The sequence below is a fragment of the Paraburkholderia sp. J69-1 genome (genome assembly GCF_905220255.1).
GTDB lineage: Bacteria > Pseudomonadota > Gammaproteobacteria > Burkholderiales > Burkholderiaceae > Paraburkholderia.
Map to the genome: position 1 here is coordinate 108,701 of NZ_CAJMZG010000012.1, position 26,864 is coordinate 135,564.

Genomic DNA, 26,864 nt, shown 5'->3' on the forward strand with positions numbered 1-26,864 from the left:
GGGGCGGCCGGGTTGGCCGCTGCGCTGGTTGCCGGGCGCGCCGCTTATTCCGCGGCGGGCAGGGCGCGCGGCCGGCGGTCGTTGCCGGTTGCTACATAGGTGAGCGTTGCTTCGGTTACCTTGACGACTTCGTCCTGCAGACGCATGCGCTGCGCGTACACCTCGACCTGCACGGTCACCGAGGTCGTGCCGGTTTTGACGATATCGGCGTAAAAGCTCAGCAGATCGCCGACGAACACCGGCTGCTTGAACAGGAACGAGTTCACCGCGACGGTCGCGACGCGGCCATTGGCGCGGCGGCTGGCGGGGATCGAGCCGGCGATGTCGACCTGCGACATGATCCAGCCACCGAACACGTCGCCGTGGACATTGGCGTCCGAGGGCTGCGGCACGACACGCAGCGCGGGCGACTTCTGGGGAAGCGGATAAGAGTCGTTCATCGGAAATCCATGAAAAGGGCGGGAGAGGGCCGCAAACCGGCGCCCCCAGCGGCGCTTGCCGCCTTCTGCGACAATAGAGCGATCAGGAATTGTACGGGAAAGCGCCATGCGCGGCGGGTCGGCCAGACGGCGGTTCCGCTGGAGTAGAAGCCCGCGCCCAGGTGGTCCCCAAGCCGTCCCGATCTGTCGTTAGCGTCCCCAACTTTCTCGTCGTGCCCCGCGCCGCCCATCATCGGACGACGCGGCACCTTCATCGCCCATGCGCCGCTTTTCCGCTTCCAACGAACCCGCGCAGCCCGCCACCGGGCCGCGCAACGACTGGCAGACCATCGTCTCGCTGCTGCCGTATCTCACTGCATACAAATGGCGCGTTGCGTTTGCGCTGACCTGCCTGATCGGCGCGAAGGTCGCCAATCTGGGCGTGCCGATCGTGATGAAGCATATCGTCGATGGTCTTGCGCCCGTGCGCCATCTGACTGCGCTCGGACGCGCCGAGAACGCGCCGGGCATCGTGCTGATCGGCGGAGTGGGGCTGCTGGTGGTGGCCTACGCGGCGGTGCGGCTATCGACATCGCTGTTCACCGAACTGCGCGAAATCCTCTTTTCGAAGGTGACGGAAAGCGCGGTGCGCCAGCTTGCGTTGAAGGTGTTCCGGCATCTGCATGCGCTGTCGCTGCGCTTTCACCTCGACCGGCAGACGGGCGGCATGACGCGCGACATCGAGCGCGGCACGCGTGGCATCACGCAACTGATCTCGTACTCGCTTTACAGCATCTTGCCGACGCTCGTGGAAGTGGGCCTCGTGCTGGGCTTTTTCACGGTGAAATACGAGGCGTATTACGCGATCGTCACGCTTTGTGCGCTGGTTGCGTACATCGTTTTCACGGTGAAGGTGACCGAGTGGCGTACGCATTTCCGCCGCACGATGAACGAACTGGATTCGCGCGCCAACTCGCGGGCGATCGATTCGCTGCTCAATTACGAGACGGTGAAGTACTTCGGCAACGAAGAGTGGGAAACGCGACGCTACGACGAGAATCTGCATCGCTATCGGGCGGCGGCGATCAAGTCGCAGCATTCGCTGTCGGCGCTGAATTTCGGGCAGCAGGCGATTATCGGCACGGGGCTGGTGTTCATCCTCTGGCGCGCGACGCAAGGCGTGATGGCGGGCAAGCTCACGCTCGGCGATCTGGTGCTGATCAACACCTTCATGTTGCAGCTTTATATCCCGCTGAATTTTCTGGGCGTGGTGTATCGCGAACTCAAGCAAAGCCTCACCGATATGGACCGCATGTTCACGCTGCTGACGGTGGCGCGCGAAGTGCCCGATGCGCCGAATGCGCCATTGCTCGAAGTGCGCGGCGGCGAGGTGCGCTTTACGAACGTGAACTTTGCGTATGACCCGGCGCGGCAGATTCTGCATGACGTGAGCTTCACGATTGCGGCGGGCACGACGACGGCGGTAGTCGGGCATAGCGGATCGGGCAAGTCGACGCTCGCGCGGCTGCTGTTCCGCTTTTACGATCTCGATAAGACTTCGGGCGGGGCGATCACCATCGACGGGCAGGATATTCGCGATGTGACGCAGGATTCGCTGCGGGCTTCGATCGGCATCGTGCCGCAGGATACGGTGCTGTTCAACGATTCGATCTATTACAACATTGCTTATGGGCGGCCTGCGGCGAGTCGCGAGGAAGTGATCGCGGCGGCGCGCGCGGCGCATATTCATGCGTTTATCGAGAGTTTGCCGAAGGGGTATGAGACGGCGGTTGGCGAGCGTGGCTTGAAGCTGTCGGGTGGGGAGAAGCAGCGGGTGGCGATTGCGCGGACCTTGCTGAAGAATCCGCCTGTTTTGTTGTTCGATGAAGCGACTTCGGCGCTGGATTCACGGTCTGAACGGGCTATTCAGCAGGAACTCGATCTGATTGCTCGCGAGCGTACTACGTTGGTGATTGCGCATCGGCTGTCTACGGTGGTGCATGCGCAGCAGATTATCGTGATGGATCGCGGGCGGATTGTGGAGCGTGGGACGCACAGCGAGTTGCTGCTGGCGCAGGGGCTTTATTCGCAGATGTGGGATTTGCAGCAGCAGCGGGGTGCAGAGGTGCCTGCGGCTGAAGCGGTTGATGGGGCGCTGCGTGGGCGTTCTTAGGGTGTTGGCATTTCCTTGTGTTCGTGTCGGTCTATTAGCGTCGCCCCTGTGCGGGGCGGCACCTACTTTTCTTTGCAGCGGCAAAGAAAAGTAGGCAAAAGAAAGCCGCTACAAACGCCAGAATGACGCAGTCCACAAACAGCCGTTAAGGGGCAAAGGTATAGGAGCATCCGACACTTCGCACCACGAAACAAAGTGACAAGGCGCCCGCCCACCCGGGGGCGCTGCGCGCCCCGAGGGGCATAACGCAAACCGAAGGTTTGCTGGTTTCCGTGGCAAACCCGACCGTTGCGCGCGTAGCGAGCAACGGGATGAATGACGGCTTTGTCACTCAGTTGGAAGGTGCGGGATGGCAGACGCTCCTATACCATTCCCCGTGTAAGGCTGGTTGTGGACTGCGTCACATTGGCGGTGTGAGCGGCTTTCTTTGCCTACTTTCTTTGCCGCCGCAAAGAAAGTAGGTGCCGCCCCGCACAGGGGCAACGCTGGCAGACCGACACGAAAACAAGGAAATGCCAAAGGGAAAATGCCAAAGCAAAAAACTCAACCCCGCAATTCAACATCAAGCGCCGCGAGTTGCGCAGCAGTCCCAACATTCTCCCAGCGCCCCTCAAAGAGCTCCCCGGTAGCACACCGCCCAGCAATAGCCGCCTTGTAGTAAGGCGTAAGCGCCCGCCTGGTCCCAGGCGCAAGCTCACGAAACATCCGCGAGTCATACAACCCGATACTGCCGAACGTGTAGCGCGGCGCACCATCCGCACTCAGCACACCATCATCGCCAAGCACGAAATCCCCATTCGGATGAAACGCAGGATTCGGCACCATCACAAGATGCATCCCCGGCTCATCGCGCCCGGCGAGCGCATCCGCTGCCCGCCCCAGCCGCGCAAAATCAAAATCGCTAAACACATCGCCAGCGACGGCGAGAAACACACAAGCCTCGCCATTCTGCTCAAGCAAGGGCAACGCCTGAGCAATCCCCCCAGCGGTTTCCAGCGCATCGTGCTCAGCCGAATAAAGCAGTCTCACCCCAAACCGCGACCCATCACCGAGCCGAGCTTCGATCAACTCCCCCAGCCACGCATGATTGATGACGATCCGCGTATAGCCCGCCGCAGCGAGGCGCTCGATCTGCCAGACGATCAGCGGCTTGCCGCCCGCTTCGAGCAAGGGCTTGGGGCACGTATCGGTGAGCGGGCGCATGCGCTCGCCGCGCCCGGCGGCGAAGATCATCGCCGTACGGGCGTGCGTCATGGTTTCGACCTTGTCATGAGTTGAAAACGATCAGAAGGTATAGCCGGTCTCGGTCTGCGTGCCCTGCAGATCGTCGATAAAGCGCGCGAACGGCGCCAGCGGCCGATAGCGGCGCGCGACCTTGCCCGCGTAATCGAGAAAGCGCGGCAGATCGGCCATGTAATGCGGCTTGTTATCGCGATAGTTGATGCGGCAGAACAGGCCCAGCACCTTGATATGACGCTGCAGACCCATCCATTCGAGCTGGCGATAGAACTCGCCGAAATCCGCATCGACCGGCAGGCCCGCCTTCTTCGCCCGCTCCCAGTAGCTCACGAAGCAGTCGAGTTCGAACTCTTCGTCCCAGCTCAGGAAGGCGTCGCGCAGCAGCGAGGCGATGTCGTAGGTGATCGGCCCATACACGGCGTCCTGGAAGTCGAGCACGCCAGGATTGGGCGTCGCGATCATCAGGTTGCGCGGCATGTAATCGCGCAGCATGAACACCTGCGGCTGCGAGCGCGCGCTCGCGATCAGCAGCGCAAAGGTGCGGTCGAGCATGGCGCGCGTGGCGTCGTCGATCTTGCGGCCCAGATGGCGCTCCAGATACCACTCGGGCATCAGCTCCATTTCGCGGCGCAGGAAGGCTTCGTCGAACGAGGGCAGCACGCCTTCGCGCGAGTTTGCCTGGAAGCGGATCAGGGCGTCGATGGCATCGAGCATCAGCGCGCGCGAGCGCGGGCCGGGGCCGGCTTCGACCAGCGTCTGGAGGTAGGGCGCCGTGCCCAGGTCGGTCACCAGCATGAAACCGGCGTCCAGATCGACTTCGAGGATGCGCGGCACATGCACGCCGGCGGCTTCGAGCAGCCCGGCGACTTCGACGAATTCGCGGCATTTTTCCGGCGGCGGCGCATCGACGGCGATCAGCGTCGCGCCATGGCCGCCCGCGCTGGCAAGGCGGAAGTAGCGGCGAAAGCTCGCGTCGGCCGAGGCCGGGGCGAGCGTGGCAAGGTCGAGCGCGTAGGTGGCGGCGTGGCCGGCAAGCCAGTTGGCGAGCAGGTCGCGGCGGGTATCGGCAGGGGAGGACGGCGCGGAGAAGGTCATGTAAACCGGAGGCAAAATCAGTGGATCAACGTCTTGCCATATAATACCCCACGACTTTTTTGACGCGACTCGCGCCAAAGCCTGCATGACGGTTCGCCTGCCGCACTGATCTTCAGTCCATCGTCCGATGAATTGTAAAGAATTGCGCGCAACCTTGCCTTGATCGACGACCGGTCCGGTTTCTCGCCCGGACCCGTCCGACGCACCGGCAAGGCGGCCGCAATGTGCAGCTGGCCGGGCCGATACGCCAAAACCATACATGCCGCCCAGACAGTTTTTCCAGACGATCTCCAACAGTGACGACGGCGTGCCGGGCAAGCGGCGGCTCATCGCGGCACTCATGGCCGTGCCGGGCTTCGTGCCCGCGTTCGCGCACGCCCAGCTCGCGGGCACGGCCGCACAGGCCGAGCGGCTGGACGACGCGTGGAGCCTGCGCCTCGCGCCGCAGCTCGAGGACATTGCGTCCACGCCGGGCCAGCGTCCGGCCACCTTCGTGCTCGGCGATTCGACCACCGGCACCTCGGGCACCGACGCCGCCGTCAAAGGCGCAGCCGAACTTCGCCAGGGCAACAACATCGTCAAGGGCGACGCGCTGCACTATGACGAAGACACCGACATGGCCGACGCATACGGCAATGTCGTCGTCGTCCAGAACGGCAGTTCGTTCACCGGTCCCGAAGCGCACCTGAAGGTCGAAGCCAACGAAGGCTTCATGACCACGCCGAAGTATCACTTTTCGGTCACAGGCGGCTCGGGCAGCGCCGAGCGCGCGGACCTGCTCGACAACGAGCGCTCCGTGCTCACGAACGGCACCTATACGGCCTGCCAGTGTTCGACCGATCCGGCCTGGTATATCAAGGGCACCGAGTTCGATTTCGACACGGGCGCCGACGAAGGCGTCGCGCACAACAGCGTGCTGTTCTTCCAGGGCATGCCGATCTTCGCCAGCCCGTGGATCTCGTTCCCGCTTTCGGGCGATCGCCGCAGCGGCCTGTTGCCGCCGACGTTCTCGATCAGCTCGACCAACGGTTACGAAATCTCGCTGCCGTATTACTTCAACATCGCGCCGAACCGCGACTTCACGTTCACGCCCGAGCTGATCTCGAAGCGTGGCGTGTTCCTGCAGGGCACCTACCGGTATCTCTCGACGAATTACTCGGGTTCGATCACCGGCACGTTCCTGCCCGACGACGCGATCACGAAGACCAACCGCTACGCGCTGTTCATCCAGCACAACCAGAACTTCGGCAACGGGTTTGGCGGTTACATCTACTACAACAAGGTTTCGGATAACACCTATCCGGAAGACCTTGCTTCGCCCGCGAACCAGTTCCTGAACGGCACGCAGATGCTGTATCAGCAGGAAGCGGGCGTGACATACAACAACGGTCCGTGGTCCGTGCTCGGCCGCTGGCAGCACTGGCAGACGCTGGCGCCGTCGGTCGCGCCGTATGGCCGCGAGCCCGAGCTCAACGTCAAGTACGCGAAGTACAACGTCGATGGCTTCGACTACGGCGCGGAAGCCGATTACTCGCGCTTCCGTATCACGACGTCCGACGCGACCGAAGGCGATCGCGTCGTCTTCAACCCGTACCTGTCGTATTCGGTTACGGGGCCGGGTTACTTCGTCACGCCGAAGGTGCAGTGGCACTTCGCGTCGTACAACCTGAGCAATCTCGGCACGCCTGGCACGACCTTCGGGTCGCCGGTCGGCACGCCGAAGAATTTCACCGAGTCGATTCCGACCTTCAGCTTCGACACGGGCCTCGTGTTCGACCGCTCGGTCCATATCTTCGGTACGGATTACATCCAGACGCTGGAGCCGCGCCTGTACTACGTGTACACGCCGTATCGCAACCAGACGGATGTGCCGCTGTTCGACACCGCGGAATCGGACTTCGGGCTCGCGGAGATCTTCACGCCGAACACCTTCGTGGGCGACGACCGCATCGCCGATGCGAACCGCCTGACGGCGGCGCTGACCACGCGCTTTATCGACGCAGCTTCCGGCGAAGAGCGCGCGCGTTTCGTGCTGGCGCAGCAGTACTACTTCACCGATCAGCGCGTCACGCTGACGGGCGATCCGTCGACCACAGGCGCCGCGCATTCGGACCTGATCGCCGGCATGTCGCTGAAGCTCGGGCGCGGTTTCGCGTCGGAAACTGCGTTCCAATATAATTCGGACGAGAATCGTCTGGAGAAGGCGAGCGTGGGTTTCGGTTACAGCCCGGGAACGAGCAAGGTGCTGAACATCGCGTACCGTTACACGCGCGAGAACAGCAGCACGCTCGACAACCAGCCGATCAACCAGATCCTGCTGTCGGCGCAATGGCCGTTCTCGCATCGGGTGTTCGCCGTGGGTCGTTTCAATTACGATCTGAACGGCCACCGGATCGTCGACGGTCTGCTCGGCATGCAGTACGACGCCGACTGCTGGGCGCTCGGGATCGGTATCCAGCGTTACGCAAACGGGATCACCTCGACGGGCGGCAACAATTCGTCCACGCGTTTCCTCGCTCAGCTCACCCTCAAGGGTCTGTCGAACGTGGATAACGGCCTGGTGGCGGCGTTCCGTGCCGGCGTACCGGGTTACACGCAACTGCCCGGCCAGCCGCCGGTGCCGTCGCGATTCACGGATTATCAATAACGCGTGATCCGGCAGGCGCGGCCTTCGAGCGTTTCGATTGGCCGTGCTCCGGTGCAGCGCGGGTCGGTGCTTAGAGACGGGCGACGCTGCCCGCCAACTTTGGAGTATCTGTGGGAATCATGAAAAAGCTTCGCCTGGCAGCGTACGCTGCGAGCCTCTTCGCCGTCGCAGGCCTGATGCCGGCAGCCCCGGCCTATGCGCAGCAGCTTTCGCCCGGCGGCAGCGGCAAGACGGTCGATCTGATCGCCGCGGTCGTCAATGACGGCGTGATCACGCAGCGCGAGCTCGACGACCGCGTCACGCTCATTTCGCGCCGCCTGACCCAGCAGAACGCGCCGATCCCGCCGACGGACCAGCTGCGCGCCCAGGTGCTCAACCAGATGGTGCTCGAACGCATCCAGCTGCAGAAGGCCAAGGAAGACGGCATTGCCGTCGACGACGCATCGGTGAACCGTACGCTCGAGCGCCTCGCGCAGGCAAACGGCATGGATCTGGCCACGTACCGCTCGCGCATCGAAGCGGCTGGCGTGCCCTGGGCGACCTTCACGAAGGACGCGCGCACGGAACTCACGCTTTCGAAGCTGCGCGAGAAGGAAGTCGACAGCAAGATTTCGGTGACGGACGCCGAAGTCGCGAACTACATCGCCAGCCAGCGCGGCCCGAACGCCGGCCAGCAAAGCGATCTGCACTTCGAGCACATCTTCATCAAGGCGCCGCTGAACGCGTCGGAAACCGACATCGAAGCCGCGCAGAAGAAGGCCAATGCGCTGCTCAAGGAAGCGCAGTCGGGCAGCAAGTTCTCGAGCCTCGCGAAGTCGAACTCGCAGGCCGCCGATGCCAGCAAGGGCGGCGACATGGGCTTCCTCGCACCGTCGAAGCTGCCGCCCGAATGGGTGACGGCGGCGTCCACGATGCGTCCGGGCGAAGTGAATCCTTCGGTGATCCGCACCAACGACGGCTTTGAAATCGTCCGTCTGGTCGAGCGCCGTCAGGGCCAGGGCACGAGCGCGGCCGCACCGCAACTGGTGCAGACGCACGTGCGCCACATCCTGCTGCGCGTGGGCGACGGCATGTCGGAACCGCAGGCGCGCCAGAAGCTGCTGGAAATCCGCCGTGAAGTGGCGGCGGGCGGCGATTTCGCCAAGTTCGCACGCACCTACTCGCAGGACGGTTCGGCGTCGCAGGGCGGCGATCTCGGCTGGATCAGCCCGGGTGAAACGGTGCCGGAATTCGAGCGTGCGATGAACACGCTGCAGGACGGCCAGCTGAGCGAGCCGGTGCGTACCGAATACGGCTACCACCTGATCCAGGTGCTGGGCCGCCGCGAAGCCGAAGGCTCGGTTGCGCAGCAGATGGATCTCGCGCGTCAGGCGATCGGCCAGCGCAAGGCCGAACAGGCATACGCCGACTGGCTGCGCCAGCTGCGCGACACGGCCTACGTCGACTACAAGATCAGCGGCATGACGCCGCCGCAGCACTAATCTGCCTGAAAGGAATCGCGCCGTGAACGTCCCCGCTTCTTCGTCTTCAGCGCCGCGGGGGCCGCGGCCGATCCGCATCGCCATCACCACCGGCGAGCCGGCCGGTGTCGGCCCCGAGCTGACGGCGGCGGCGCTCGCGGGCGCCTCGGCGCACTGGCCGGATGCCGAATTCGTCGTACTCGGCGACCAGGCGCTGCTCGAAGCGCGGGCGGCAGCCACCAGCGTCGACTGGACCGCGATGCTGGCGGGGCAGAAGGTGAGCGTCGAGCACATCCCGCTCGCCACGCCCGCCAAAGCCGGCAAGCTGGACGCCGCCAACGGCCCGTACGTGCTTGCGCTGCTCGATCGCGCGATCGACGGCGCGGTTGCGCAGGAATTCGACGCCATCGTCACCGCGCCGCTGCAAAAGAGCACGATCAACGACGCCGGCGTGCCGTTCACCGGCCACACCGAATACCTTGCCGAACGCACTCACACGCCGCGCGTGGTGATGATGCTCGCGGGCACCGGCGCGCGGCCGTTGCGCGTGGCGCTGGCGACCACGCATCTGCCGCTCAAGGACGTGCCGGCGGCACTGACCATCGAAGGCCTGCTGGAGACGCTGCGCATCGTCAATCATGACCTGCGCCGCCACTTCGGCGTGCCCACGCCGCGCATCCTCGTGACCGGCCTGAACCCGCATGCGGGTGAGAACGGCTATCTGGGCCGCGAGGAAATCGACACGATTTCGCCGGCGCTCGCGCAAGCAGCTGCCGAAGGCATCGACGCGCGCGGCCCGTATCCCGCCGACACGCTGTTCCAGCCGCGTTATCTCAACGAGGCCGACTGCGTGCTGGCAATGTTCCACGATCAGGGCCTGCCGGTCCTGAAATACGCGACGTTCGGCGCGGGCATCAACGTGACGTTGGGCCTGCCGATCGTGCGCACCTCGGTCGATCATGGCACCGCGCTCGACCTCGCCGGCACTGGCCGCGCGGAAGCGGGCAGCCTGATCGCCGCCATCGATACCGCCGTTTCGATGGCGCGCCATCGGCGCGTCGTCTGACAGAACTGACCAAGATGTCCAAGAGCAGCAGTAACAACAAGCACCAGGGCCACCTCGCGCGCAAGCGCTTCGGCCAGAACTTCCTCGTCGATACGGGCGTGATCGACTCGATCGTCGACATCATTCGCCCGCAGCGCGGCGAACGCATGGTCGAAATCGGGCCGGGCCTCGGCGCGCTCACCGGGCCGGTGATCGAGCGCCTCGCGACGCCCGAAGCGCCGCTGCATGCGGTCGAACTCGACCGCGACCTGATCGGCCGCCTCAACAAGAAGTTCGGGGCGCTGCTCGAACTGCACGCAGGCGACGCGCTGGCGTTCGACTTCGGCACGCTGGCCGTGCCGGGTGAGAAGCCGTCGCTGCGTATCATCGGCAATCTGCCGTACAACATTTCCAGCCCGCTGCTGTTCCATCTCGCGGATTTCGCGCATCAGGTCGTCGATCAGCACTTCATGCTGCAGAACGAAGTGGTCGAGCGCATGGTGGCCGAGCCGGGCACCAAGGCGTTCAGCCGCCTGACGGTGATGCTGCAGTACCGCTACGTGATGGATAAGGTGCTGGACGTGCCGCCGGAGTCGTTCCAGCCGCCGCCCAAGGTGGATTCGGCGATCGTGCGGATGATTCCGTATGCGCCGCACGAACTGCCGAAGGTCGACGCGAAGCTGATGGGCGAACTGGTGACGGCGGCGTTCTCGCAGCGTCGCAAGATGCTGCGAAATACGCTGGCCGATTACCGCGAGCGCGTGGATTTCGAAGCGCTCGGCTTCGATCTGCAGCGCCGCGCGGAAGACGTGCCGGTGGACGAGTACGTGCGCGTGGCGCAGGCGCTGGGCGAAGCGGCGCCGCAATAAGCGCCGCTGCCCCGCAGCCGGCTCAGGCGCGCTGCGCCTCGTAGGCCTTGAGCTGGCTGTAGACGATGCGCAGCACCGACAACTCGCTCGACGCGCGCTGCGCGGCGCCGCCACGGCGGATCAGATCGCCGAGGATGTGATCGGCTTCGATACGCGAGCCGTTCTGCACATCGCGCAGCATCGATGCGGTGAGGGACGAACCCGTCGCGAACAGCATCGAGCGCGAACGTTCGAGGAAACTGTCGCGCACCGCATGGCCGTGTTCCGCGGCCACGGCGCGGCATTCCGCGAACAGACGCTCGACGGTCGCCGCGCCATCCGGCGTCGCGACGATCACGCCCACCGGCGCGCGGAACAGGCACGTGCTGCCCGCGAGCGACGCAAGAAACACCCACTTTTCCCACATTTCCTGCAGGATGCGCTCGCTCGCCTTCAGGTTGAAACCGGCATTGCTGAACGCTGCCGCGATGGCGTCCACACGCGCCGACGCGCCGCCGCCGAGTTCGCCGAAGGTGATCGCATGGGCGTCGTTCAGATGGACGATCTCGCGCTGCTCATTGAGCGTGGAAGCGATCAGGCACACGCCGCCGAGCACCGCTTGGGTGCCGAAGCGCGCCTGCAGCACTTCGAGATGGCGCATACCGTTGAGCAGCGGCAGGATCACCGTTTCGGGGCCGACGGCACCCGCGAACGAGTCGATCGCGTCGTCCAGATCGTAGGCCTTGCAGCTTAGCAGCACGAGATCGTAAGGCCTGGCGCCAGGCGCGCAGAGCGCTTCGCGCGTGGCCGTCTGCGGATCGCGCAGCGTCAGATCGCCGCCATGCGGACTGCGGATCACGAGTCCATCCGCACGCAATTGCGCCGCTCGCGCTTCGCGCACCAGAAACGTCACATCGCGCCCGGCGGCGGCGAGCCGTCCACCGAAATAGCCGCCCGTCGCGCCTGCACCCACCACCAGAATCCGCATGTCTGCTCCTCGCTTGTCTGTTGTTGCTCGCAAAACCGGCCGCCCGCGCTGCCTTGGCTTTTACGCACGGACGGTCATTTCAGGATGGCGATCATCCTAGTGCAAATCGAGATGGTTTGCCGGGCGAGGCTCAGACGGGGACGTATCCCGCCGTCGGCAGGGCGCGCAGGATTTTGGTAGAGTCCCGGTTTTGACGATGGCAAAACGGAGTACACGATGCGCCTGCTGCACACGATGATCCGGGTCGGCGACCTGGACCGCTCGATCAAGTTCTACACCGAATTGCTCGGCATGAAGCTGCTGCGCCGCGAAGACTATCCCGACGGCAAGTTCACGCTGGCCTTCGTCGGTTACACCGACGAGCGCGATGGCACCGTGATCGAACTCACGCACAACTGGGATACGCCGTCGTACGACCTCGGCACGGGCTTCGGTCACCTGGCGGTTGAAGTGGCCGACGCCTACGCGGCCTGCGCGAAGATCAAGGAGCAGGGCGGCACGGTGGTGCGCGAAGCCGGCCCGATGAAGCACGGCACGACCGTGATCGCGTTTGTGACCGACCCGGACGGGTACAAGATCGAGTTTATTCAGAAGAAGTAAGCGGGTTTTGTGCGGGCGACATGGGAGGATTCCTGTGTCGCTCGCAAGAATCGTCATCGAGACGACGAATGAACGTAGATCGCCCGCCAATAGAATAAGAATATCGGCGCGTTTTATCGAAATTTAATGCTTACATTAAGAAGTTTAAATTTCGATTTGTATATCTCGTTACTTATATTGCGATTGATGCGTGAATTCAGGGCGATCGTTTCCTGATTCTGCGCGGTAATTTTTTCATCTTCGAAAAATAATTCGTCATCCTTATTTTTTGACGATGGAGCGGGTCACTGTTGACGCTGGATATGACTCGCCGCATAAATCGAGATAGAAATGGCGAAATTTAATGGGCATTCAGGCGGCAATTCGGAGTCGTCCTATATACGCTAAATAGACGCTCGATCAGAATTCGTCGCTCAGCATGTGAGTGGCGAGGCATCAAAGGGATGCCATCGCAGCTTCTGCCGTCGTGCTGATAACGGGCGCCTACTGCGCGCCTTTATGAGCTGTCGTCTGATCCGCGTTCGCCGCATTTGCGGTCGGACGCCAAGAACAGAGACTTCGCCTTCCCTGGCTGGCTATATGTCCACGCACCATGAGAAGCATGGTGCTGGAGCTTGAGGTTATGCATCGGACTGCATGATCGCTCGTGCCCGGGTGTGCGATATCGATGGATATGCCGCGACATTATCTCTCAGCGAAAAAAGCGTATGCATTTGGCAACCCCCAGTAATGCTTCGGTTTTCCTCCGGAACGGCGGCATGCTTGCGCGCCTGTCGGACGTCATGGCGATTGCGGGCGGCGCATTCATTGCGACGCATACGCACAGTTTCGACGGCGGCGCCGGATACGACAGCGCGCTGGTTGCGTTCGCCATGTTGCTGGCACTCATGATCTGCCCTTCGCTGGGCATGTATGAAATCAATCGCCGCCAACTCTTCTGGCGCTGCGTGTGTCTGCCGATACTGGTATGGCTGTCTGTGCTGGCTGGGGCTTGCGCACTGGTCGTCGTGCTTCACCGTTCGTATCAACTCGACTGGAAGTGGATTGGCGAGTGGGCGTGCCTGTCTGCTGCGGGTGTAGTCGGGGGCAGGCTCGCGGCGCATGCGTTTTGTCTGCGCATTGCGGGCCTGGATGTGGAAACGCGTGCTGTCGCTATGGTTGGGACTGCAGATTATTGTAAAGGTCTGATTCGCAAGGTCGATGCGACGTCGGAATCGGTCTACAGAGTGTCGGCTGTTTTCGATACAGGGCCTGATGCCGACGCGCCGGGCATCGGCGTGCCGACGTTTCGCGACCGCATCGCATTTGCTTCGTATATCCGCAATCTTCATATCGCCGAGCTTTGGTTGGCGCTGCCGCTTTCCGAAGAACAAACGATGCTCGATTTCATCGAGCTGTTTCGCAACGACCTGATCAATATCCGCTTCATTCCAGACGTCAGTGCGCTGGTGCCATTTGATTCCAGCATGGCGGATCTCGACGGGACATCGGCGATCAATCTGGTGGCGTCGCCTATCGCTGCGCATTCCTTGCTGGGCAAGGAAATATTCGACCGGCTTTTTGCGCTGTGTGCGGTGTGTGCACTTTCTCCTGTTTTGATGCTGATTGCGCTGGTTGTGAAGCTGACTTCGCGCGGTCCGGTGTTCTTCAAGCAGCGGCGTAAAGGCGCGAACGGGAAGATCTTTCATATCTACAAATTTCGGAGCATGCGCGTGCATGCCGAGGCCGCTGGCGTCGTCAAACAGGCAACGCGCAATGACCCACGCGTGACACGCGTGGGGGCATTCTTGCGCCGCACGAGCCTGGATGAGCTGCCGCAGTTTCTGAATGTGCTGCGTGGCGAGATGTCGGTGGTCGGGCCGCGTCCGCATGCCATCGAGCACGACAAGTTGTATCAGGACATCGTCGATGGGTATATCCATCGTTATCGCATCAAGCCTGGCATTACCGGCTGGGCGCAGGTGAATGGCTTTCGCGGTGAGACCGATCGCATCGAGAAGATGCAAGGGCGTGTTGCGCACGATTTGTATTACCTCAGTAACTGGTCGTTCTGGCTTGATATGCGCATTGTTGTGGCGACGATATTCAAGGGACTCAGGCATAGCAATGCGTATTGATCGCTGAAATGTGGAAGTGGTGAAACGAATGAAATGGCTGTTTTCTCAGACGATAAGCGACACAAAACGAACTGGTGTGCCACGAATCTTTGATCGAGGTATATCTATCGTGCTGTGCTCGATGTTAGGCGCGTGCTCTGTCGCACCAGGGATGCGCATGTCAACCTCTGCCCGAGCGGATTTCGCGACTGTTGCTTCCGCGGATGTCGTCGGCGCACCGGTCACGACGCATGTGGTCGACGCAACCGAATCCACACCCGAAGTGCCTATCACCGAACTGGACATCGAACTGGTGCGACAGATGTCATCAGGCGGCTTTCCTGTATTGCCGTTCGTGATGATTCATCCGTCGAAGCGGTGAGTGAACTCGGCGGCCAACTGACATCGAATCTCGGTGACCTTGCATTTTCTCTGCCTGGGCTTTACGCACCAGAGTTGAAACGAGAAAGCGCGCGCACGTTACTGGTATCCATTCATTTGGAGGAATATGCCGACGCTGTGTTGGAAATGCTGGGCGCGATTGATCGTCTGGGGCTTGTCGATGAGGTGTTGTTCATCTCTCTCGATGAGGAAAGCGTGGCAATAACAGGAGACATCGCGAGGCTCTTCAAACCGGAGCAAGTGCGTGTCAGTCGCTACCGGTACGACGGGTCAATTACGGAAGTTATCGATCTTCTTGCTAACGCCTCGTGTGTGGTGACGTCGAAACTACACGGGGCAATTACGAGCTATGTCTACAACGTTCCGGCACTGCTCTTTTGTTACCAACGCAAGTGCGTCGAATTTTTGAACGATCGTGGTTTGCCGGGGCCGAGGGAGCCATTGCCCAGTGCGACCGCTTGTGTGGCGACAGTGACAAACATGCTGACAGGACAATGCGAGATGCCTCGATTCACGAGCGCAGCGGATCATATCGAGGCATTCGGGCGCTTCCTCGATGCCTTGAAAAGCGGTTCAGTTGGTGATGGCGAGCGAGTCGGGACGGTCTTTCGGTGAAATACCACTGGATCAGACAGGAAATCCATCGATTGCAGTTTTTCAGCACGGTCCTGACGCAGTAGGGCATTGTCGCTCTACTGTGATCACATCCCCGGCACCATCTCCGGCGGATGCTGTTTCAACTGCTTCCTGGCCTCGCGGAATTCCGGAAAGATCGACTCCACGGTCTGCCAGAACCGCGGGCTGTGATTCATCTCCCGCAGATGGGCAAGCTCATGCGCGACCACATAATCCAAAATCGAAAGTGGAAAATGGATCAGCCGCCAGTTCAACCGGATCCGTCCTTCGCTTGAACAGCTTCCCCAGCGCGTCATCGCCGAAGAAAGCGCATACGACCGAAACGTCACCCCAAGCCGGGCGGCATAAACCGTCAGCCGTTCGCCGAAGATCCGCGTCGCTTCACCCTGCAACCACCCGGTAACCCGATCCTTGATCTGCTGCGCATCCGCATGCGGTGGCAGCGGCAACGAAAGCACCCGCGTCGCCTCATCAAAAACCAGCGAGCCCGTCCCCAGCGTCACCCGCATCGGCTTGCCGAGATAAGGCAGTTCCGCCCCATCGCGCCATTCCACCTTCGGCAGCGCACGTTGCTCGACTCGCGTTTGCCATTCGATCAGCTTGGAAAAAATCCACCTTTGCTTCTCGGCGATAGCGTTCTCGATATCCGCAATCGTCACCCAGCGTGGCGCTGTAATCGTGAGCCCAGTCGAATCGATCGCGAACCCAATCGACTTGCGCGACGACCGCTTAAGCCGATACTGCAGCGTCCGCGCGCCGAGTTCGAGCGTACGCAGCCGCGAGCCGTCAGGCGCAAGCGGCGACCTGCCGGTTTTTCCCGGCGATAGCGGAGCAACAGGAGACCCAGCATGGGACACGACAGGTGCGGAACCCGGCGAGCCCGACGAAACCGGCAAAGGAGCGGGAGTGGCGCTAGCCGGCTCAGCAAAGAGCGGCAAATCGAGTTGCTGATGATCGAGCGCCGCGGCATGGCGCGGCGTGGGGGACTTCTGCATCGTCAGGCCTGGAGCGGGGTGGGCGTGTGCGGCCCGCGCGGCGGATGAATGACCAGTCCGGCGACCAGACCGGCGGCAAAACCCGCCGTTAAAGCCAGCTCATCGAGCCCGGCAGTCGTCAGATTTTCGCGGTATTGGCCGACGTGCCATCCGTTTTGCGGTACGCGTCCGGATCGATACGGCGCATTTCGGTCTCGATCCAGTTTTCCACGCGCGTATTCACTTCGTCGGGCGTAAGCCCCTTGGTATCGATGGGCTTGCCGATCGACACCGTGACTATACCCGCATATTTCATAAACGAGTTACGGGGCCAGACGTGGCCCGCATTGTGGGCGATCGGCACCACGGGCGCGCCCGTTTCGATGGCGAAGCGCGGACCGCCGGTCTTGTACTTGCCCGTCTTGCCCACCGGAATGCGCGTGCCTTCCGGGAACATGATCACCCATGCGCCTTCGGCCATGCGCAGCTTGCCCTGGCGGATCACCGAAGCGAACGCGTTCTTGCCTTCCTTGCGGTTGATGTGAACCATCTTCAGCATGCCCAGCGCCCAGCCGAAGAACGGCACGAACATCAGTTCGCGCTTGAAGACGTAGCACAGCGGGCGCGGCATCAACGCGGGAAACGCCAGCGTTTCCCATGCCGACTGGTGCTTGGACAGCAGCACGGCCGGGCCGTTGGGCAGGTTCTCCATGCCCTCGATGCGGTACTTGATGCCCACCAGCCAGCGCGACACGAACAGTGTCGAGCGGCACCAGCCCACCGCCATCCAGTAGCGCCGCGTGGCGTTCAAGAACGGGAACGCGATGAAGCACGCCGTGGCGTACGGCATCGTGTAGACGATCAGGTAAATGAACAGCAGCAGGGAGCGGATAAAGCGCATTGGGTAGACCGGTGGACCGTTCGGGAAAGCAGGGCAGCGAAAGCGCGCTACAGCGCGCGCTTCAGGCCGGTTCGTTGGAGAGGAAGTCCAGCGCGAAGGCGCGCAGGTCGTCGTGGATCTGCGTGCCTTCGGGCAGGCCGCCCGCGGCGAGCGTTTTCTGGCCCTTGCCGGTCAGTACCAGATGCGTGCGGAAGCCGAGCGCGGCGCCCGCTTCCAGATCGCGCAGCGAATCGCCCACCACGGGCGTGTCGGCGGGCTCGATCTCGAAGCGGTCGGCGATCATCTTCAGCATGCCGGGCTTGGGCTTGCGACAGTCGCAGTGATCCTGCGAGGTGTGTGGGCAGAAAAACACCGCGTCGATGCGCGCGCCCACGGCCGCAGCCTGGCGGTGCATCTTCGCGTGCATCTCATTGAGCGCCGTCGTGTCGAACAGGCCACGGCCGATGCCGGACTGGTTCGTCGCGATGGCGACGCGATAACCCGCCTGGTTCAGGCGGGCGATCGCTTCGAGGCTGCCCGGCAGTGCGACCCATTCGTCCGGCGACTTGATGAAGGCGTCGGAATCGACGTTGATCACGCCGTCGCGGTCGAGGATCACGATTTTGCGGCTGGAGCTGGTCGGCATGGTGTCGCGTCAGTGTTGGAGTGTCACGACGGCCGTTACGCCGCGAGTCGCGAAATGTCGGCCACGCTGTTCATCTGGCGATGCAGTGCCTTGAGCAGCGCGAGGCGGTTGGCCCGCAGCGCCGGATCTTCGGCATTGACCATCACGTCGTTGAAGAACGTGTCGACGGTTTCGCGCAGTGCCGCGAGCGCCGTCAGCGCGCCCGTGTACTCGCGCGCCGCCAGTTGCGATTCCACGCGCGGGGCGACCTGTTCGAGCTGTGCGTAGAGCGCCTTTTCGGCGTTTTCCACGAGCAGCGCGATCTGCACGCCGGCGTCTTCCGTACCCTCGGACTTCTTGAGGATGTTCGAAATACGCTTGTTGGCCGCAGCGAGCGCCGCCGCTTCGTTGAGCGCCGCGAATTCGCGCACGGCGTCCAGACGCGCGATCACGTCGTCGAAGCGCGTGGGGTTCAGCGCCAGCACGGCGTCCACTTCCTGCGCCGCGTAGCCGCGTTCGCGCAGCTGGCCGCGCAGACGGTCCATACAGAATTCGTAGATCGCCTGCGTCGATTCGGCCACGGCCGCGTTGCCCGCGAATTGCGCGTAGGTCGTGCGCAGCAGTTCGACGAGGTCGAGCGGCAACTGCTTTTCGACGAGGATACGCAGCACGCCCAGCGAATGGCGGCGCAGCGCGAACGGGTCTTTCTCGCCGGTGGGCGCAAGGCCGATGCCCCAGATGCCGACCAGCGTTTCGAGCTTGTCCGCGAGCGCGACGATGGTGCCCGTGGGCGTGCCCGGCAGTTCGTCGCCGGAGAAGCGCGGCTGGTAGTGCTCGGAGCAGGCGATCGCCACTTCTTCCGCTTCGCCGTCGTGGCGCGCGTAGTAGGTGCCCATCGTGCCTTGCAGCTCGGGGAATTCGCCGACCATGTCGGTCAACAGATCGGCCTTCGCCAGACGGGCGCCGCGCTTGGCGAGCGTGACGTCCGCGCCGCACATGGCGGCGATCGCGCCGGCCAGCGCTTCGAGGCGTTCCACGCGTTGCAGCGTCGAGCCGAGCTTGTTGTGATAGACGACGTTCGCGAGCAGCGGCACGCGGTCGGCCAGCGTCTTCTTCTTGTCCTGCTCGAAGAAGAACTTGGCGTCGGCCAGACGCGGGCGCACGACGCGCTCGTTGCCTTCGACGATCTCGACCGGCGTCGCCGTTTCGATGTTCGAGACGATCAGGAAGCGCGAGCGCAGGCGGCCTTGATCGTCGGTCAGCGCGAAGTACTTCTGGTTCGTCTGCATCGTGAGGATCAGGCATTCCTGCGGCACTTGCAGGAATTCGTCCTCGAACTTGCAGGCGTAGACGACCGGCCATTCGACCAGCGAATTCACTTCGTCGAGCAGCGATTCGGGCATCACGACCTTGTCGTCGCCCGCCTGTTCGGTCAGCTGTGCCTGGATGGCGTCGCGGCGTTCGCTGTAGCTCGCGATCACGCGGCCCTTGTGCTGCAGCGTGTGCGCGTAGTCATCGGCGTGCTGGATGGCGATCAGGCCTTCCGAGAGGAAGCGATGGCCGCGCGTGGTGTCGCCGGCATCGACGCCGAATGCGCTCACCGGCACGATCTGTTCGCCGTGCAGCACCGTCAGGCGATGCACCGGGCGCACGAACTGCACGTCGCTGCCGTCCGGGCGCTGGTACTTCATGACCTTGGGGATAGGCAGCTTGGCGAGCGCTTCGTCGAGCACCGCCTGCAGGCCGTCGGCGAGCGTCGCGCCCGGCGCCGAGTAGCGCAGGAAGAACGCTTCGTTCTTGCCGTCCACGGCGCGTTCGAGATCGGCCACCGGGAAGTCGGGGAAGCCGAGCGCCGCGAGCTTCTTCGCGAGCGGGGCGGTGGGCTGGCCGTTGGCGTCGAGCGCGACCGAAACCGGCAGCACCTTTTCGCGCACCTGCTTTTCAGGCGCGACGTTGCGCACGTTCTTGATCGTCACCGCCAGGCGGCGCGGCGTGGCGAAGCGTTCGAACGACAGATCGCCTTCGATCAGGTCGCGCGCGGCGAGGCGCTGCGCAATGCCTTCGGCGAAAGCGTCGCCCAGGCGCGCGAGGGCCTTCGGCGGCAGTTCCTCGGTCAGCAGTTCGACGAGGAGAGTGGCTTGATGAGCTTGGGTCATTGTTGTCGGAGATCCGGTCATTCCTCGCCGAACTTGCGTTCGACCTTCAGCGGCGGCGCCCAGGCGGGCATCGCGGCGTCCTGTTCGTCGGTGGTCAGGCCCGGCACGCCATGCACCGGGTTGCCGAGCATCGGGAAGCCGAGCTTCTCGCGCGATTCGTAGTACGACTGCGCCACGCTGCGCGAGAGCGTACGGATGCGGCCGATGTAGGCTGCGCGCTCCGTCACGGAGATCGCGCCGCGTGCGTCGAGCAGGTTGAAGGTGTGGCCGGCCTTGAGCACGAGTTCGTAGGCGGGCAGCGCGAGCTGTTGCTCCATCATGCGCTTCGCTTCGCTTTCGTACGCGTTGAAGAACGTGAACAGCAGGTCGACGTTCGCGTGCTCGAAGTTGTAGGTCGATTGCTCGACTTCGTTCTGGTGGTAGACGTCGCCGTAAGTCAGGCGGCGGATCTCGGGTCCGTTCGAGCCTTGCTCTTCCCACTCGGTCCAGACGAGGTCATAGACGTTCTCGACCTTCTGCAGATACATCGCGAGACGTTCGAGACCGTAGGTGATTTCGCCGAGCACCGGCTTGCAGTCGATGCCGCCCACTTGCTGGAAGTAGGTGAACTGCGTCACTTCCATGCCGTTGAGCCATACTTCCCAGCCGAGACCCCAGGCGCCGAGCGTCGGGTTTTCCCAGTCGTCTTCCACGAAGCGCACGTCGTTCTGCTTCAGGTCGAAGCCGAGCGCCTCGAGCGAGCCGAGGTACAGATCGAGGATGTTTTCCGGCGCCGGCTTGAGCACGACCTGGTACTGGTAGTAGTGCTGGAGGCGGTTCGGGTTTTCGCCGTAGCGGCCGTCTTTCGGGCGGCGCGACGGCTGGACGTAGGCGGCGCGCCACGGCTCCGGGCCGATTGCGCGCAGGAAGGTGTGGACGTGCGAAGTGCCCGCGCCGACTTCCATGTCGATCGGCTGGAGCAGCGCGCAGCCCTGCTTGTCCCAGTAGGACTGGAGCGTCAGGATGATTTGCTGAAACGTGAGCATGTGTGCCTGCAGTGTCTGCGGTGTCTTTGGGGCGGGAGACGCGGGTTGCGGCGGCAGGCGCGGCCCGCGCGGCGACCGGTGCGTGGCGGCCAGGTGCTAAAACGCTGAATTTTACCGGATTGGCGCGGCCTTGAGACCGCGGCGGGTTGGGCGCGTCGCGTCAGGCGCTTTGTGGCGGACTTTGTGACGTCTTTCTGGCGACGATGCCGCGCACGATCAGCCGCTGCGCGCCATCGTCGAAACGTCTTGATGTATCAGGCTTTCTTGCGCCCGATGCGGCCCGGCCCGAACGCAAAACCCACCGCGAGCAGCAGCAGGGAAATGGCGATCACCGTGTTGTTGCCGCTCGTCACGTAGGGCGTAAAGCCTTGCGTGCCGGCGATCTGCACGTCGAGCGAGCCCGCCGTGAACGTGGGCAGGCGCGCGATCACGTTGCCGTGCGCGTCGATGGCGGCGGTGGCGCCCGTGTTGGTCGCGCGCAGCATCGGCCGGCCGGTTTCGAGCGAGCGCATGCGCGCGATCTGCAGATGCTGGTCGAGCGCGATGGTGTCGCCGAACCAGGCCAGATTGGTCGAATTCACCAGAATGCCCGGCGAAACCGGGTTCTCGCGCACCGTGCGGGCGATTTCCTCGCCGAAGATGTCCTCGTAGCAGATATCGACGGCCACCGGCTGGTTGTGCACGAGGAACGGCGGCTGCACCGGCGCGCCGCGCGCGAAATCGCCGAGCGGAATGTTCATCAGGTTCACGAACCAGCGGAAGCCCCAGGGCACGAACTCGCCGAACGGCACGAGATGGTGCTTGTCGTAGCGATACAGGCCGTTTTGCCCCGGCGTCACGCCAAACAGGCTGTTGGTGTAATCGACGACGCGGCCTTCCGGCGTGATCGTGCCGCCCACCGCGCCGAACAGGATGGCGGTGTGCGTGGTGTCGGCGAAATCGCGGATATCGCGGCCGAACTTCTCCGGGATCTGCTGCACTAGCACCGGCACGGCGGTTTCCGGCGTGACGACGAGATCGGCGGGCTTTTCGGTGATGAGCTTCTGGAACTCGTTGAGCGCGTCCTGCGTGCCGGACTCGGAGAATTTCATGTCCTGCTTCACGTTGCCTTGCAGCAGGCGCACGTTAAGCGTGGCGTTTTCCGGGTGGGTCCAGTTCACGCGCGGCAGCAGTAGGCCCGCGCCGATCGTGCCCAGCGCGATGACGGCCGCGGTGATCGCTCCACCGCGCGCAAGCCGCACGCTGATGACGGTCTGCACGAGCAGCGCCGCGACCAGCGCCAGCACCCAGCCCACGCCATACACGCCGACGATCGGCGCGAAGCCGGCGAGCGGCCCGTCCACCTGCGCGTAGCCGCTCGAGAGCCACGGAAAGCCGGTGAAGATATAGCCGCGCGCCCATTCGCCGAGCGCCCACGCGCTGGCGAATGCGAAAGCGCCGTGCCAGGTGGGCGCGAAGGGCCGCGCATCGGCGCCCAGGCGGCTATTGCGCGCGTGACCGGCGCAGAACGACCAGACCAGCGCGGCCAGCGCCGGGTAGATGCCGAGATAAAGCGAAAACAGCCCGAGCGCCGCGCCCGCGAGCGGCGCGGGCATGCCGCCATAGAAGTGCATGCTCACATACAGCCACCAGACGCCCGTGACGAAATTGCCGAAGCCGAACGCCCAGCCCGTGAAGAGCGCGCTTTTCCAGCCCGTGGTGCGCGTGAGCCAGAAATAAAATGCCGCGAAGAGGGCAATTTCGAGCCAGCCGCCATGCGGCGTGGGCGCGAACGCGAGCGTGTTGAGCGCGCCCAGCGCGAGCGCGGCGAGGTAATGCCACGCCGGCACGCTGCGGCTGGCGGGGAGTGCGGCGCGCGCGCCGTCGCGCGTGCGGGAATCGATCGGTTCGGCCATGGAGCGCGGATTGCGGAGTGATTCGTGAGTGCGAGGTCAGTGCTTCGTCGCCGCGAGCCATGCACGCAGCGAGCGCAACGATAGCATTTTCGCGCGACAGGAATTCGTGGCGACGGGCGGCGTCGGGTGAATCGTCGTGGCAATCGATCGCTGGAATAAAAAACGCCGGCGCGAAAGCCGGCGTTTCTTCAGGTCGAGCAGGTCAAGCTCGAAAGCCTCAGGTGCCCGGCGGCGCCAGCACGGCCTCGCGCTGACCGGCCAGCGGATCGCGGCGCACCAGCAGCATATGCACCTGGCGGGCATCGGCGCGCAGCACTTCGAAGATCAGATCGTCGATACGCACTTTCTCGCCGCGATGCGGCACGTGCCCGAAGTGATTCGTGACGAAGCCGCCGATCGTATCGACTTCCTCATCGGGATAATGGGTGCCGAACGCCTCGTTGAACTGTTCGAGCTCGGTGAGCGCGCGCACGCGGAAGCGCCCATCCGGCGAAGCGATGATATTGCCGCTTTCCTCGTCGAAGTCGTATTCGTCTTCGATATCGCCGACGATCTGCTCCAGCACGTCCTCGATCGTGATCAGGCCCGCCACGCCGCCGTATTCGTCCACGACGATGGCGATGTGATTGCGGTTCTGGCGGAAGTCGTGCAGCAGCACGTTCAGACGCTTCGATTCGGGGATGAAAACGGCGGGGCGCAGCATGCCGCGCACGTCGAATTCCTCTTCGGCGTAATAACGCAGCAGGTCTTTCGCGAGCAGCACGCCGATCACGTTGTCGCGATTGCCCTCGTAGACCGGATAGCGCGAGTGCGCCTTTTCCAGCACGAAGGGGATGAAATCGTCGGGATTCTCGGCGATGTTGATCGCATCCATCTGGGCGCGCGGCACCATGATGTCGCGCGCGCACAGCTCGGAGACCTGGAACACGCCTTCGATCATCGACAGCGAATCCGCGTCGATCAGATTGCGCGCGTGGGCGTCCTGGAGGATTTCGAGAAGCTCGCTACGCGAGTCGGGCTCGGGCGAGATGAAGTCGGTCAGCCGCTCGAGAAGGGAGCGCTTTTCCTGCGGTTTGTCGGTCTGTCGTCGACTGGGATAGGAGTCGTTCATGGTGGTGCGCCCTTGGCCTCTTCGTGGCCTGGCGCGCTGTTGCGGAAGGGAAAGGATACATCATGCGTGTGGCGCGGCCATGTATGTCACGTCACATGAGATCAATCCTATCGCAGATGGGTGTGCGTCGCGTCGCGGATCAAAATTGCGCGGTCTGGGGCGGGATCGCCTCGGGCCGGCGCTGGCGGACGGTCATTCAGCGCGATTCGCCCGCGCAGCGGGCCAGCAGCCGCTCCAGCGCGCGGTCGGGCATGCCGCTTTCGCGCAGCGCTTCCACGGTGCGGCGCACGTAGTCGAGCGTCGTGCCGTAGCGGCCGCTCGCGCAGCCGAATACGGTGCGCACGGTGTCTTCGGCGAGTTTGCCGGTGTAGGTGGACGCCTCGCGGCGCATGACGAAGGCGAGCGCGGCGACGCGCCGGCCGTCGGCGAGCACGCAGGGCAGCCACGCGGGCCGGTACGAGCCCATCGGCATTTCGCGGCGCCAGAGCGCTTCCATATGCGGCATGACGCCTTCGGCGGCGAGGCGAAATGCCACGCCCGCGCACGAGCCGCCGCGATCGAGCGCGAGCACGAGGCCCGGCTGCTCGGGCGTGCCGCGGTTCACGCGCGACCACAGATACAGCCCGCGATGGTAGCCATGCACGCGCGAGCGCACGCTTTCGACGGTCGGCAGGCCGGGGTTCCAGATCAGCGAGCCATAGCCGAACAGCCAGATATCGCTCTTGCCGTCCCATTGCTGGAGCGTGCAGTCGAGCGACACGCGCAGTTCGTCTTCGGTGAGCAGGCGCGATTCGCCCAGCGACGGCGGATAGCCGGGGCAGGGCGTGTCGCCCGTTGAAGCGGCGATCAACCGCGCATCCTTCTGCGTCTGCCTGTCGGAGTCGTTCACTTCACCAGAAACGTTCGCGCGCTTGTCGTTCATATCGGGCAGAGCAGAGGGAGGCTGGGTGGAGAGCCTTATTTATACGGATCGGGAAAGCCGAGCGAGGCGAGCACTTCGGTTTCGATGCCTTCCATCTCTTCCGCTTCGGCATCGTCTTCGTGGTCGTAACCCTGCGCGTGCAGCGTGCCGTGCACGAGCAGATGCGCGTAGTGCGCCGACAGCGGCTTGCCCTGCTCGGCGGCTTCCTTCGCCACCACCGGACAGCAGAGGATCAGATCGCCGGTGACGGGATCGTCCTCGCTTTCCGCGTAGGCGAAGGTGAGCACGTTGGTCGCGTAGTCCTTGCCGCGATAGGTGCGGTTGAGCGTGCGGCCTTCTTCGGCGTCGACGAAGCGCACGGTCAGTTCCGCGTCCGCGAACAGCGATGCCTTGATCCACGCAGCCACGGTTGCGCGGGGCAGCGCGGCCTTGTGCTCGGGGAACGCCTTCGCGGCGGGGAACTGCACGTTCAGTTTGAGTTTCGGTGCGCGTGCCATGGTGGTGGTGTCGATGACGTTCGCCTTAGCGCGCGTCGCTGTTGCTCTCGTCCTTTTTCGCGTGCGCGTCGTAGGCTTCGACGATACGCGCGACCAGCGGGTGACGCACCACATCCGCGCTGGTGAAATGCGTGACGGCGATGCCGCGCACGTTATTCAGCACGTGTTGCGCCTCGATCAGGCCGCTCTTGTGGCCGCGCGGCAGGTCGATCTGCGTGGTGTCGCCGGTCACGACCGCCTTCGAACCGAAGCCGATACGCGTGAGGAACATCTTCATCTGCTCGGGCGTGGTGTTCTGCGCCTCGTCGAGAATGATGAACGCGTGATTGAGCGTGCGCCCGCGCATATAGGCGAGCGGCGCGATTTCGATCATCTGGCGCTCGAACATCTTCGCCGTCTTGTCGAAACCGAGCAGGTCGTACAGCGCGTCATAAAGCGGACGCAGATACGGATCGACCTTCTGCGAGAGATCGCCGGGCAGGAAGCCCAGACGCTCGCCCGCTTCCACGGCCGGACGCGTGAGCACGATGCGCTTGACCTGATCGCGTTCGAGCGCATCCACCGCGCAGGCCACCGCGAGATAGGTCTTGCCCGTGCCCGCCGGCCCGATGCCGAAGGTCACGTCGTGCGAAATGATCTGCTTGAGGTACTCGCGCTGCGCGGGCGTGCGGCCGCGCAGGTCGGCGCGACGCGTGTAGAGCTTCGGGCCCTGTTCCTCGATATCGATGTCGAGACCGGCCGGCTCGTCGAACGGATGATCGGGATCGCCGCGAAAACGCGGGTCGATGGCGTCGTCACCGTTGGTGCCGCCGTTGCCGTTGCCGTTGCCGTTGCCGCTTTTCAGGCCCATCGCCGCCGGATGACGCGCTTCGACCAGCGCAAGCTGGATATCGTCCATGGACAGCGGATCGCGTGCCTTGTTGTAGAAGTTTTCGAGCGCGGCGAGGGCGAGTTTCGCGCCACGGCCGCGGATCGAGATGCGATGACCGCGGCGCGCGAGCGTGACGTCGAGGGCTTGCTCGATCTGTCGCAGGTTCTCGTCGAGCGGACCGCAGAGGTTCGCGAGCCGCGCGTTGTCTTCGCGCGGCGCGGTGAATTCCAGATGCTGCTGATTCGGCTTCAAGGTGTCTC

The 26,864-nt window shown here is 63.5% G+C and carries 23 protein-coding genes; 9 read left to right on the forward strand and 14 right to left on the reverse strand.

Annotation, left to right across the window (positions count from 1 at the left end):
- Positions 1–44: 44 nt before the first annotated feature.
- On the reverse strand, positions 45–440 hold the full coding sequence (locus U5A67_RS22475) for an acyl-CoA thioesterase (protein ID WP_205983376.1): 396 nt from the start codon (positions 438–440) through the stop codon (positions 45–47).
- Positions 441–699: 259 nt separating this feature from the next.
- Between U5A67_RS22475 and U5A67_RS22480 the strand changes: the two genes are divergently transcribed.
- Positions 700–2,592, forward strand: a complete 1,893-nt coding sequence (locus U5A67_RS22480) for an ABC transporter ATP-binding protein/permease (RefSeq protein ID WP_321816220.1) — start codon at positions 700–702, stop codon at positions 2,590–2,592.
- Positions 2,593–3,135: 543 nt separating this feature from the next.
- Here U5A67_RS22480 and murU read toward each other — a convergent pair.
- A complete protein-coding gene (gene murU, locus U5A67_RS22485; RefSeq protein WP_321816221.1) occupies positions 3,136–3,846 on the reverse strand; it encodes an N-acetylmuramate alpha-1-phosphate uridylyltransferase MurU in 711 nt (236 codons plus the stop codon).
- A gap of 30 nt (positions 3,847–3,876) precedes the next feature.
- Complete coding sequence (locus U5A67_RS22490; protein ID WP_321816222.1) at positions 3,877–4,926, reverse strand: aminoglycoside phosphotransferase family protein; 1,050 nt, start codon at positions 4,924–4,926, stop codon at positions 3,877–3,879.
- Positions 4,927–5,185: 259 nt separating this feature from the next.
- On the opposite strand from U5A67_RS22490, the gene U5A67_RS22495 reads away from it, so the two are divergent.
- The 4 genes from U5A67_RS22495 (at position 5,186) to rsmA (ending at position 10,947) form a co-directional block, all read left to right on the forward strand.
- Positions 5,186–7,573, forward strand: coding sequence for an LPS-assembly protein LptD (locus tag U5A67_RS22495; RefSeq protein WP_205983370.1), 2,388 nt, complete (start codon positions 5,186–5,188; stop codon positions 7,571–7,573).
- Between the two features lie 110 nt (positions 7,574–7,683).
- Positions 7,684–9,054, forward strand: a complete 1,371-nt coding sequence (locus tag U5A67_RS22500) for a peptidylprolyl isomerase (protein ID WP_321816223.1) — start codon at positions 7,684–7,686, stop codon at positions 9,052–9,054.
- 22 nt (positions 9,055–9,076) lie between these two features.
- Positions 9,077–10,099, forward strand: coding sequence for a 4-hydroxythreonine-4-phosphate dehydrogenase PdxA (pdxA, locus tag U5A67_RS22505; protein ID WP_205983368.1), 1,023 nt, complete (start codon positions 9,077–9,079; stop codon positions 10,097–10,099).
- A gap of 14 nt (positions 10,100–10,113) precedes the next feature.
- The gene (gene rsmA, locus U5A67_RS22510) at positions 10,114–10,947 is read left to right on the forward strand and encodes a 16S rRNA (adenine(1518)-N(6)/adenine(1519)-N(6))-dimethyltransferase RsmA (RefSeq protein WP_321816224.1); all 834 of its coding nucleotides are present in this window, start codon (positions 10,114–10,116) and stop codon (positions 10,945–10,947) included.
- A 22-nt stretch (positions 10,948–10,969) separates the two neighbouring features.
- Here rsmA and panE read toward each other — a convergent pair whose 3' ends face one another.
- Complete coding sequence (gene panE, locus U5A67_RS22515; RefSeq protein ID WP_321816225.1) at positions 10,970–11,914, reverse strand: 2-dehydropantoate 2-reductase; 945 nt, start codon at positions 11,912–11,914, stop codon at positions 10,970–10,972.
- A 216-nt stretch (positions 11,915–12,130) separates the two neighbouring features.
- On the opposite strand from panE, the gene gloA reads away from it, so the two are divergent.
- The 4 genes from gloA (at position 12,131) to U5A67_RS22535 (ending at position 15,627) form a co-directional block, all read left to right on the forward strand.
- On the forward strand, positions 12,131–12,514 hold the full coding sequence (gene gloA / locus U5A67_RS22520; protein WP_103707888.1) for a lactoylglutathione lyase: 384 nt from the start codon (positions 12,131–12,133) through the stop codon (positions 12,512–12,514).
- A gap of 758 nt (positions 12,515–13,272) precedes the next feature.
- A complete protein-coding gene (locus U5A67_RS22525) occupies positions 13,273–14,631 on the forward strand; it encodes an undecaprenyl-phosphate glucose phosphotransferase (RefSeq protein ID WP_321816226.1) in 1,359 nt (452 codons plus the stop codon).
- A gap of 157 nt (positions 14,632–14,788) precedes the next feature.
- Positions 14,789–14,992, forward strand: a complete 204-nt coding sequence (locus U5A67_RS22530; RefSeq protein ID WP_321959742.1) for a hypothetical protein — start codon at positions 14,789–14,791, stop codon at positions 14,990–14,992.
- Positions 14,989–15,627: a polysaccharide pyruvyl transferase family protein gene (locus U5A67_RS22535; protein WP_415767902.1), complete on the forward strand. Its 639-nt coding sequence runs from the start codon at positions 14,989–14,991 to the stop codon at positions 15,625–15,627. The genes U5A67_RS22530 and U5A67_RS22535 overlap by 4 nt, the downstream gene beginning before the upstream one ends.
- A gap of 86 nt (positions 15,628–15,713) precedes the next feature.
- Here U5A67_RS22535 and U5A67_RS22540 read toward each other — a convergent pair whose 3' ends face one another.
- The 10 genes from U5A67_RS22540 to U5A67_RS22585 all read right to left on the reverse strand — a co-directional run bounded on the left by U5A67_RS22540 (position 15,714) and on the right by U5A67_RS22585 (position 26,856).
- Positions 15,714–16,643 (reverse strand): SprT family zinc-dependent metalloprotease, encoded by a 930-nt coding sequence (locus U5A67_RS22540; protein WP_321816227.1) that lies wholly within the window; start codon positions 16,641–16,643, stop codon positions 15,714–15,716.
- A gap of 118 nt (positions 16,644–16,761) precedes the next feature.
- A complete protein-coding gene (locus tag U5A67_RS22545) occupies positions 16,762–17,523 on the reverse strand; it encodes a lysophospholipid acyltransferase family protein (RefSeq protein ID WP_205983357.1) in 762 nt (253 codons plus the stop codon).
- 61 nt (positions 17,524–17,584) lie between these two features.
- Positions 17,585–18,148 carry a D-glycero-beta-D-manno-heptose 1,7-bisphosphate 7-phosphatase gene (gene gmhB, locus U5A67_RS22550; protein ID WP_205983356.1) on the reverse strand — a complete coding sequence of 188 codons (564 nt, stop codon included), beginning with the start codon at positions 18,146–18,148 and terminating at the stop codon, positions 17,585–17,587.
- A 35-nt stretch (positions 18,149–18,183) separates the two neighbouring features.
- Positions 18,184–20,283: a glycine--tRNA ligase subunit beta gene (glyS, locus tag U5A67_RS22555; protein WP_205983355.1), complete on the reverse strand. Its 2,100-nt coding sequence runs from the start codon at positions 20,281–20,283 to the stop codon at positions 18,184–18,186.
- A gap of 17 nt (positions 20,284–20,300) precedes the next feature.
- A complete protein-coding gene (gene glyQ, locus U5A67_RS22560; protein WP_321816228.1) occupies positions 20,301–21,308 on the reverse strand; it encodes a glycine--tRNA ligase subunit alpha in 1,008 nt (335 codons plus the stop codon).
- 254 nt (positions 21,309–21,562) lie between these two features.
- Complete coding sequence (gene lnt, locus U5A67_RS22565) at positions 21,563–23,203, reverse strand: apolipoprotein N-acyltransferase (protein ID WP_321816229.1); 1,641 nt, start codon at positions 23,201–23,203, stop codon at positions 21,563–21,565.
- Positions 23,204–23,420: 217 nt separating this feature from the next.
- Positions 23,421–24,314, reverse strand: a complete 894-nt coding sequence (locus tag U5A67_RS22570; RefSeq protein ID WP_205983353.1) for an HlyC/CorC family transporter — start codon at positions 24,312–24,314, stop codon at positions 23,421–23,423.
- Between the two features lie 196 nt (positions 24,315–24,510).
- Positions 24,511–25,203, reverse strand: a complete 693-nt coding sequence (locus tag U5A67_RS22575) for a gamma-glutamylcyclotransferase (RefSeq protein WP_415767903.1) — start codon at positions 25,201–25,203, stop codon at positions 24,511–24,513.
- A gap of 68 nt (positions 25,204–25,271) precedes the next feature.
- Positions 25,272–25,733 (reverse strand): rRNA maturation RNase YbeY, encoded by a 462-nt coding sequence (gene ybeY / locus U5A67_RS22580; RefSeq protein WP_205983351.1) that lies wholly within the window; start codon positions 25,731–25,733, stop codon positions 25,272–25,274.
- A 25-nt stretch (positions 25,734–25,758) separates the two neighbouring features.
- Positions 25,759–26,856 (reverse strand): PhoH family protein, encoded by a 1,098-nt coding sequence (locus tag U5A67_RS22585; RefSeq protein ID WP_321816231.1) that lies wholly within the window; start codon positions 26,854–26,856, stop codon positions 25,759–25,761.
- Positions 26,857–26,864: the final 8 nt, after the last annotated feature.

What these genes read in the sequence shown, in the direction of transcription:
- U5A67_RS22570 (WP_205983353.1), bottom strand. Translation starts at nt 24,314, where the DNA reads ATGAACGACTCCTATCCCAGTCGACGACAGACCGACAAACCGCAGGAA.
- gloA (WP_103707888.1), top strand. Translation starts at nt 12,131, where the DNA reads ATGCGCCTGCTGCACACGATGATCCGGGTCGGCGACCTGGACCGCTCG.
- U5A67_RS22495 (WP_205983370.1), top strand. Translation starts at nt 5,186, where the DNA reads ATGCCGCCCAGACAGTTTTTCCAGACGATCTCCAACAGTGACGACGGC.
- glyQ (WP_321816228.1), bottom strand. Translation starts at nt 21,308, where the DNA reads ATGCTCACGTTTCAGCAAATCATCCTGACGCTCCAGTCCTACTGGGAC.
- U5A67_RS22480 (WP_321816220.1), top strand. Translation starts at nt 700, where the DNA reads ATGCGCCGCTTTTCCGCTTCCAACGAACCCGCGCAGCCCGCCACCGGG.
- panE (WP_321816225.1), bottom strand. Translation starts at nt 11,914, where the DNA reads ATGCGGATTCTGGTGGTGGGTGCAGGCGCGACGGGCGGCTATTTCGGT.
- rsmA (WP_321816224.1), top strand. Translation starts at nt 10,114, where the DNA reads ATGTCCAAGAGCAGCAGTAACAACAAGCACCAGGGCCACCTCGCGCGC.
- ybeY (WP_205983351.1), bottom strand. Translation starts at nt 25,733, where the DNA reads ATGGCACGCGCACCGAAACTCAAACTGAACGTGCAGTTCCCCGCCGCG.
- U5A67_RS22545 (WP_205983357.1), bottom strand. Translation starts at nt 17,523, where the DNA reads ATGCGCTTTATCCGCTCCCTGCTGCTGTTCATTTACCTGATCGTCTAC.
- murU (WP_321816221.1), bottom strand. Translation starts at nt 3,846, where the DNA reads ATGACGCACGCCCGTACGGCGATGATCTTCGCCGCCGGGCGCGGCGAG.
- U5A67_RS22540 (WP_321816227.1), bottom strand. Translation starts at nt 16,643, where the DNA reads ATGCAGAAGTCCCCCACGCCGCGCCATGCCGCGGCGCTCGATCATCAG.
- gmhB (WP_205983356.1), bottom strand. Translation starts at nt 18,148, where the DNA reads ATGCCGACCAGCTCCAGCCGCAAAATCGTGATCCTCGACCGCGACGGC.
- U5A67_RS22490 (WP_321816222.1), bottom strand. Translation starts at nt 4,926, where the DNA reads ATGACCTTCTCCGCGCCGTCCTCCCCTGCCGATACCCGCCGCGACCTG.
- U5A67_RS22475 (WP_205983376.1), bottom strand. Translation starts at nt 440, where the DNA reads ATGAACGACTCTTATCCGCTTCCCCAGAAGTCGCCCGCGCTGCGTGTC.
- U5A67_RS22530 (WP_321959742.1), top strand. Translation starts at nt 14,789, where the DNA reads ATGTCAACCTCTGCCCGAGCGGATTTCGCGACTGTTGCTTCCGCGGAT.
- glyS (WP_205983355.1), bottom strand. Translation starts at nt 20,283, where the DNA reads ATGACCCAAGCTCATCAAGCCACTCTCCTCGTCGAACTGCTGACCGAG.
- lnt (WP_321816229.1), bottom strand. Translation starts at nt 23,203, where the DNA reads ATGGCCGAACCGATCGATTCCCGCACGCGCGACGGCGCGCGCGCCGCA.
- U5A67_RS22525 (WP_321816226.1), top strand. Translation starts at nt 13,273, where the DNA reads ATGCTTGCGCGCCTGTCGGACGTCATGGCGATTGCGGGCGGCGCATTC.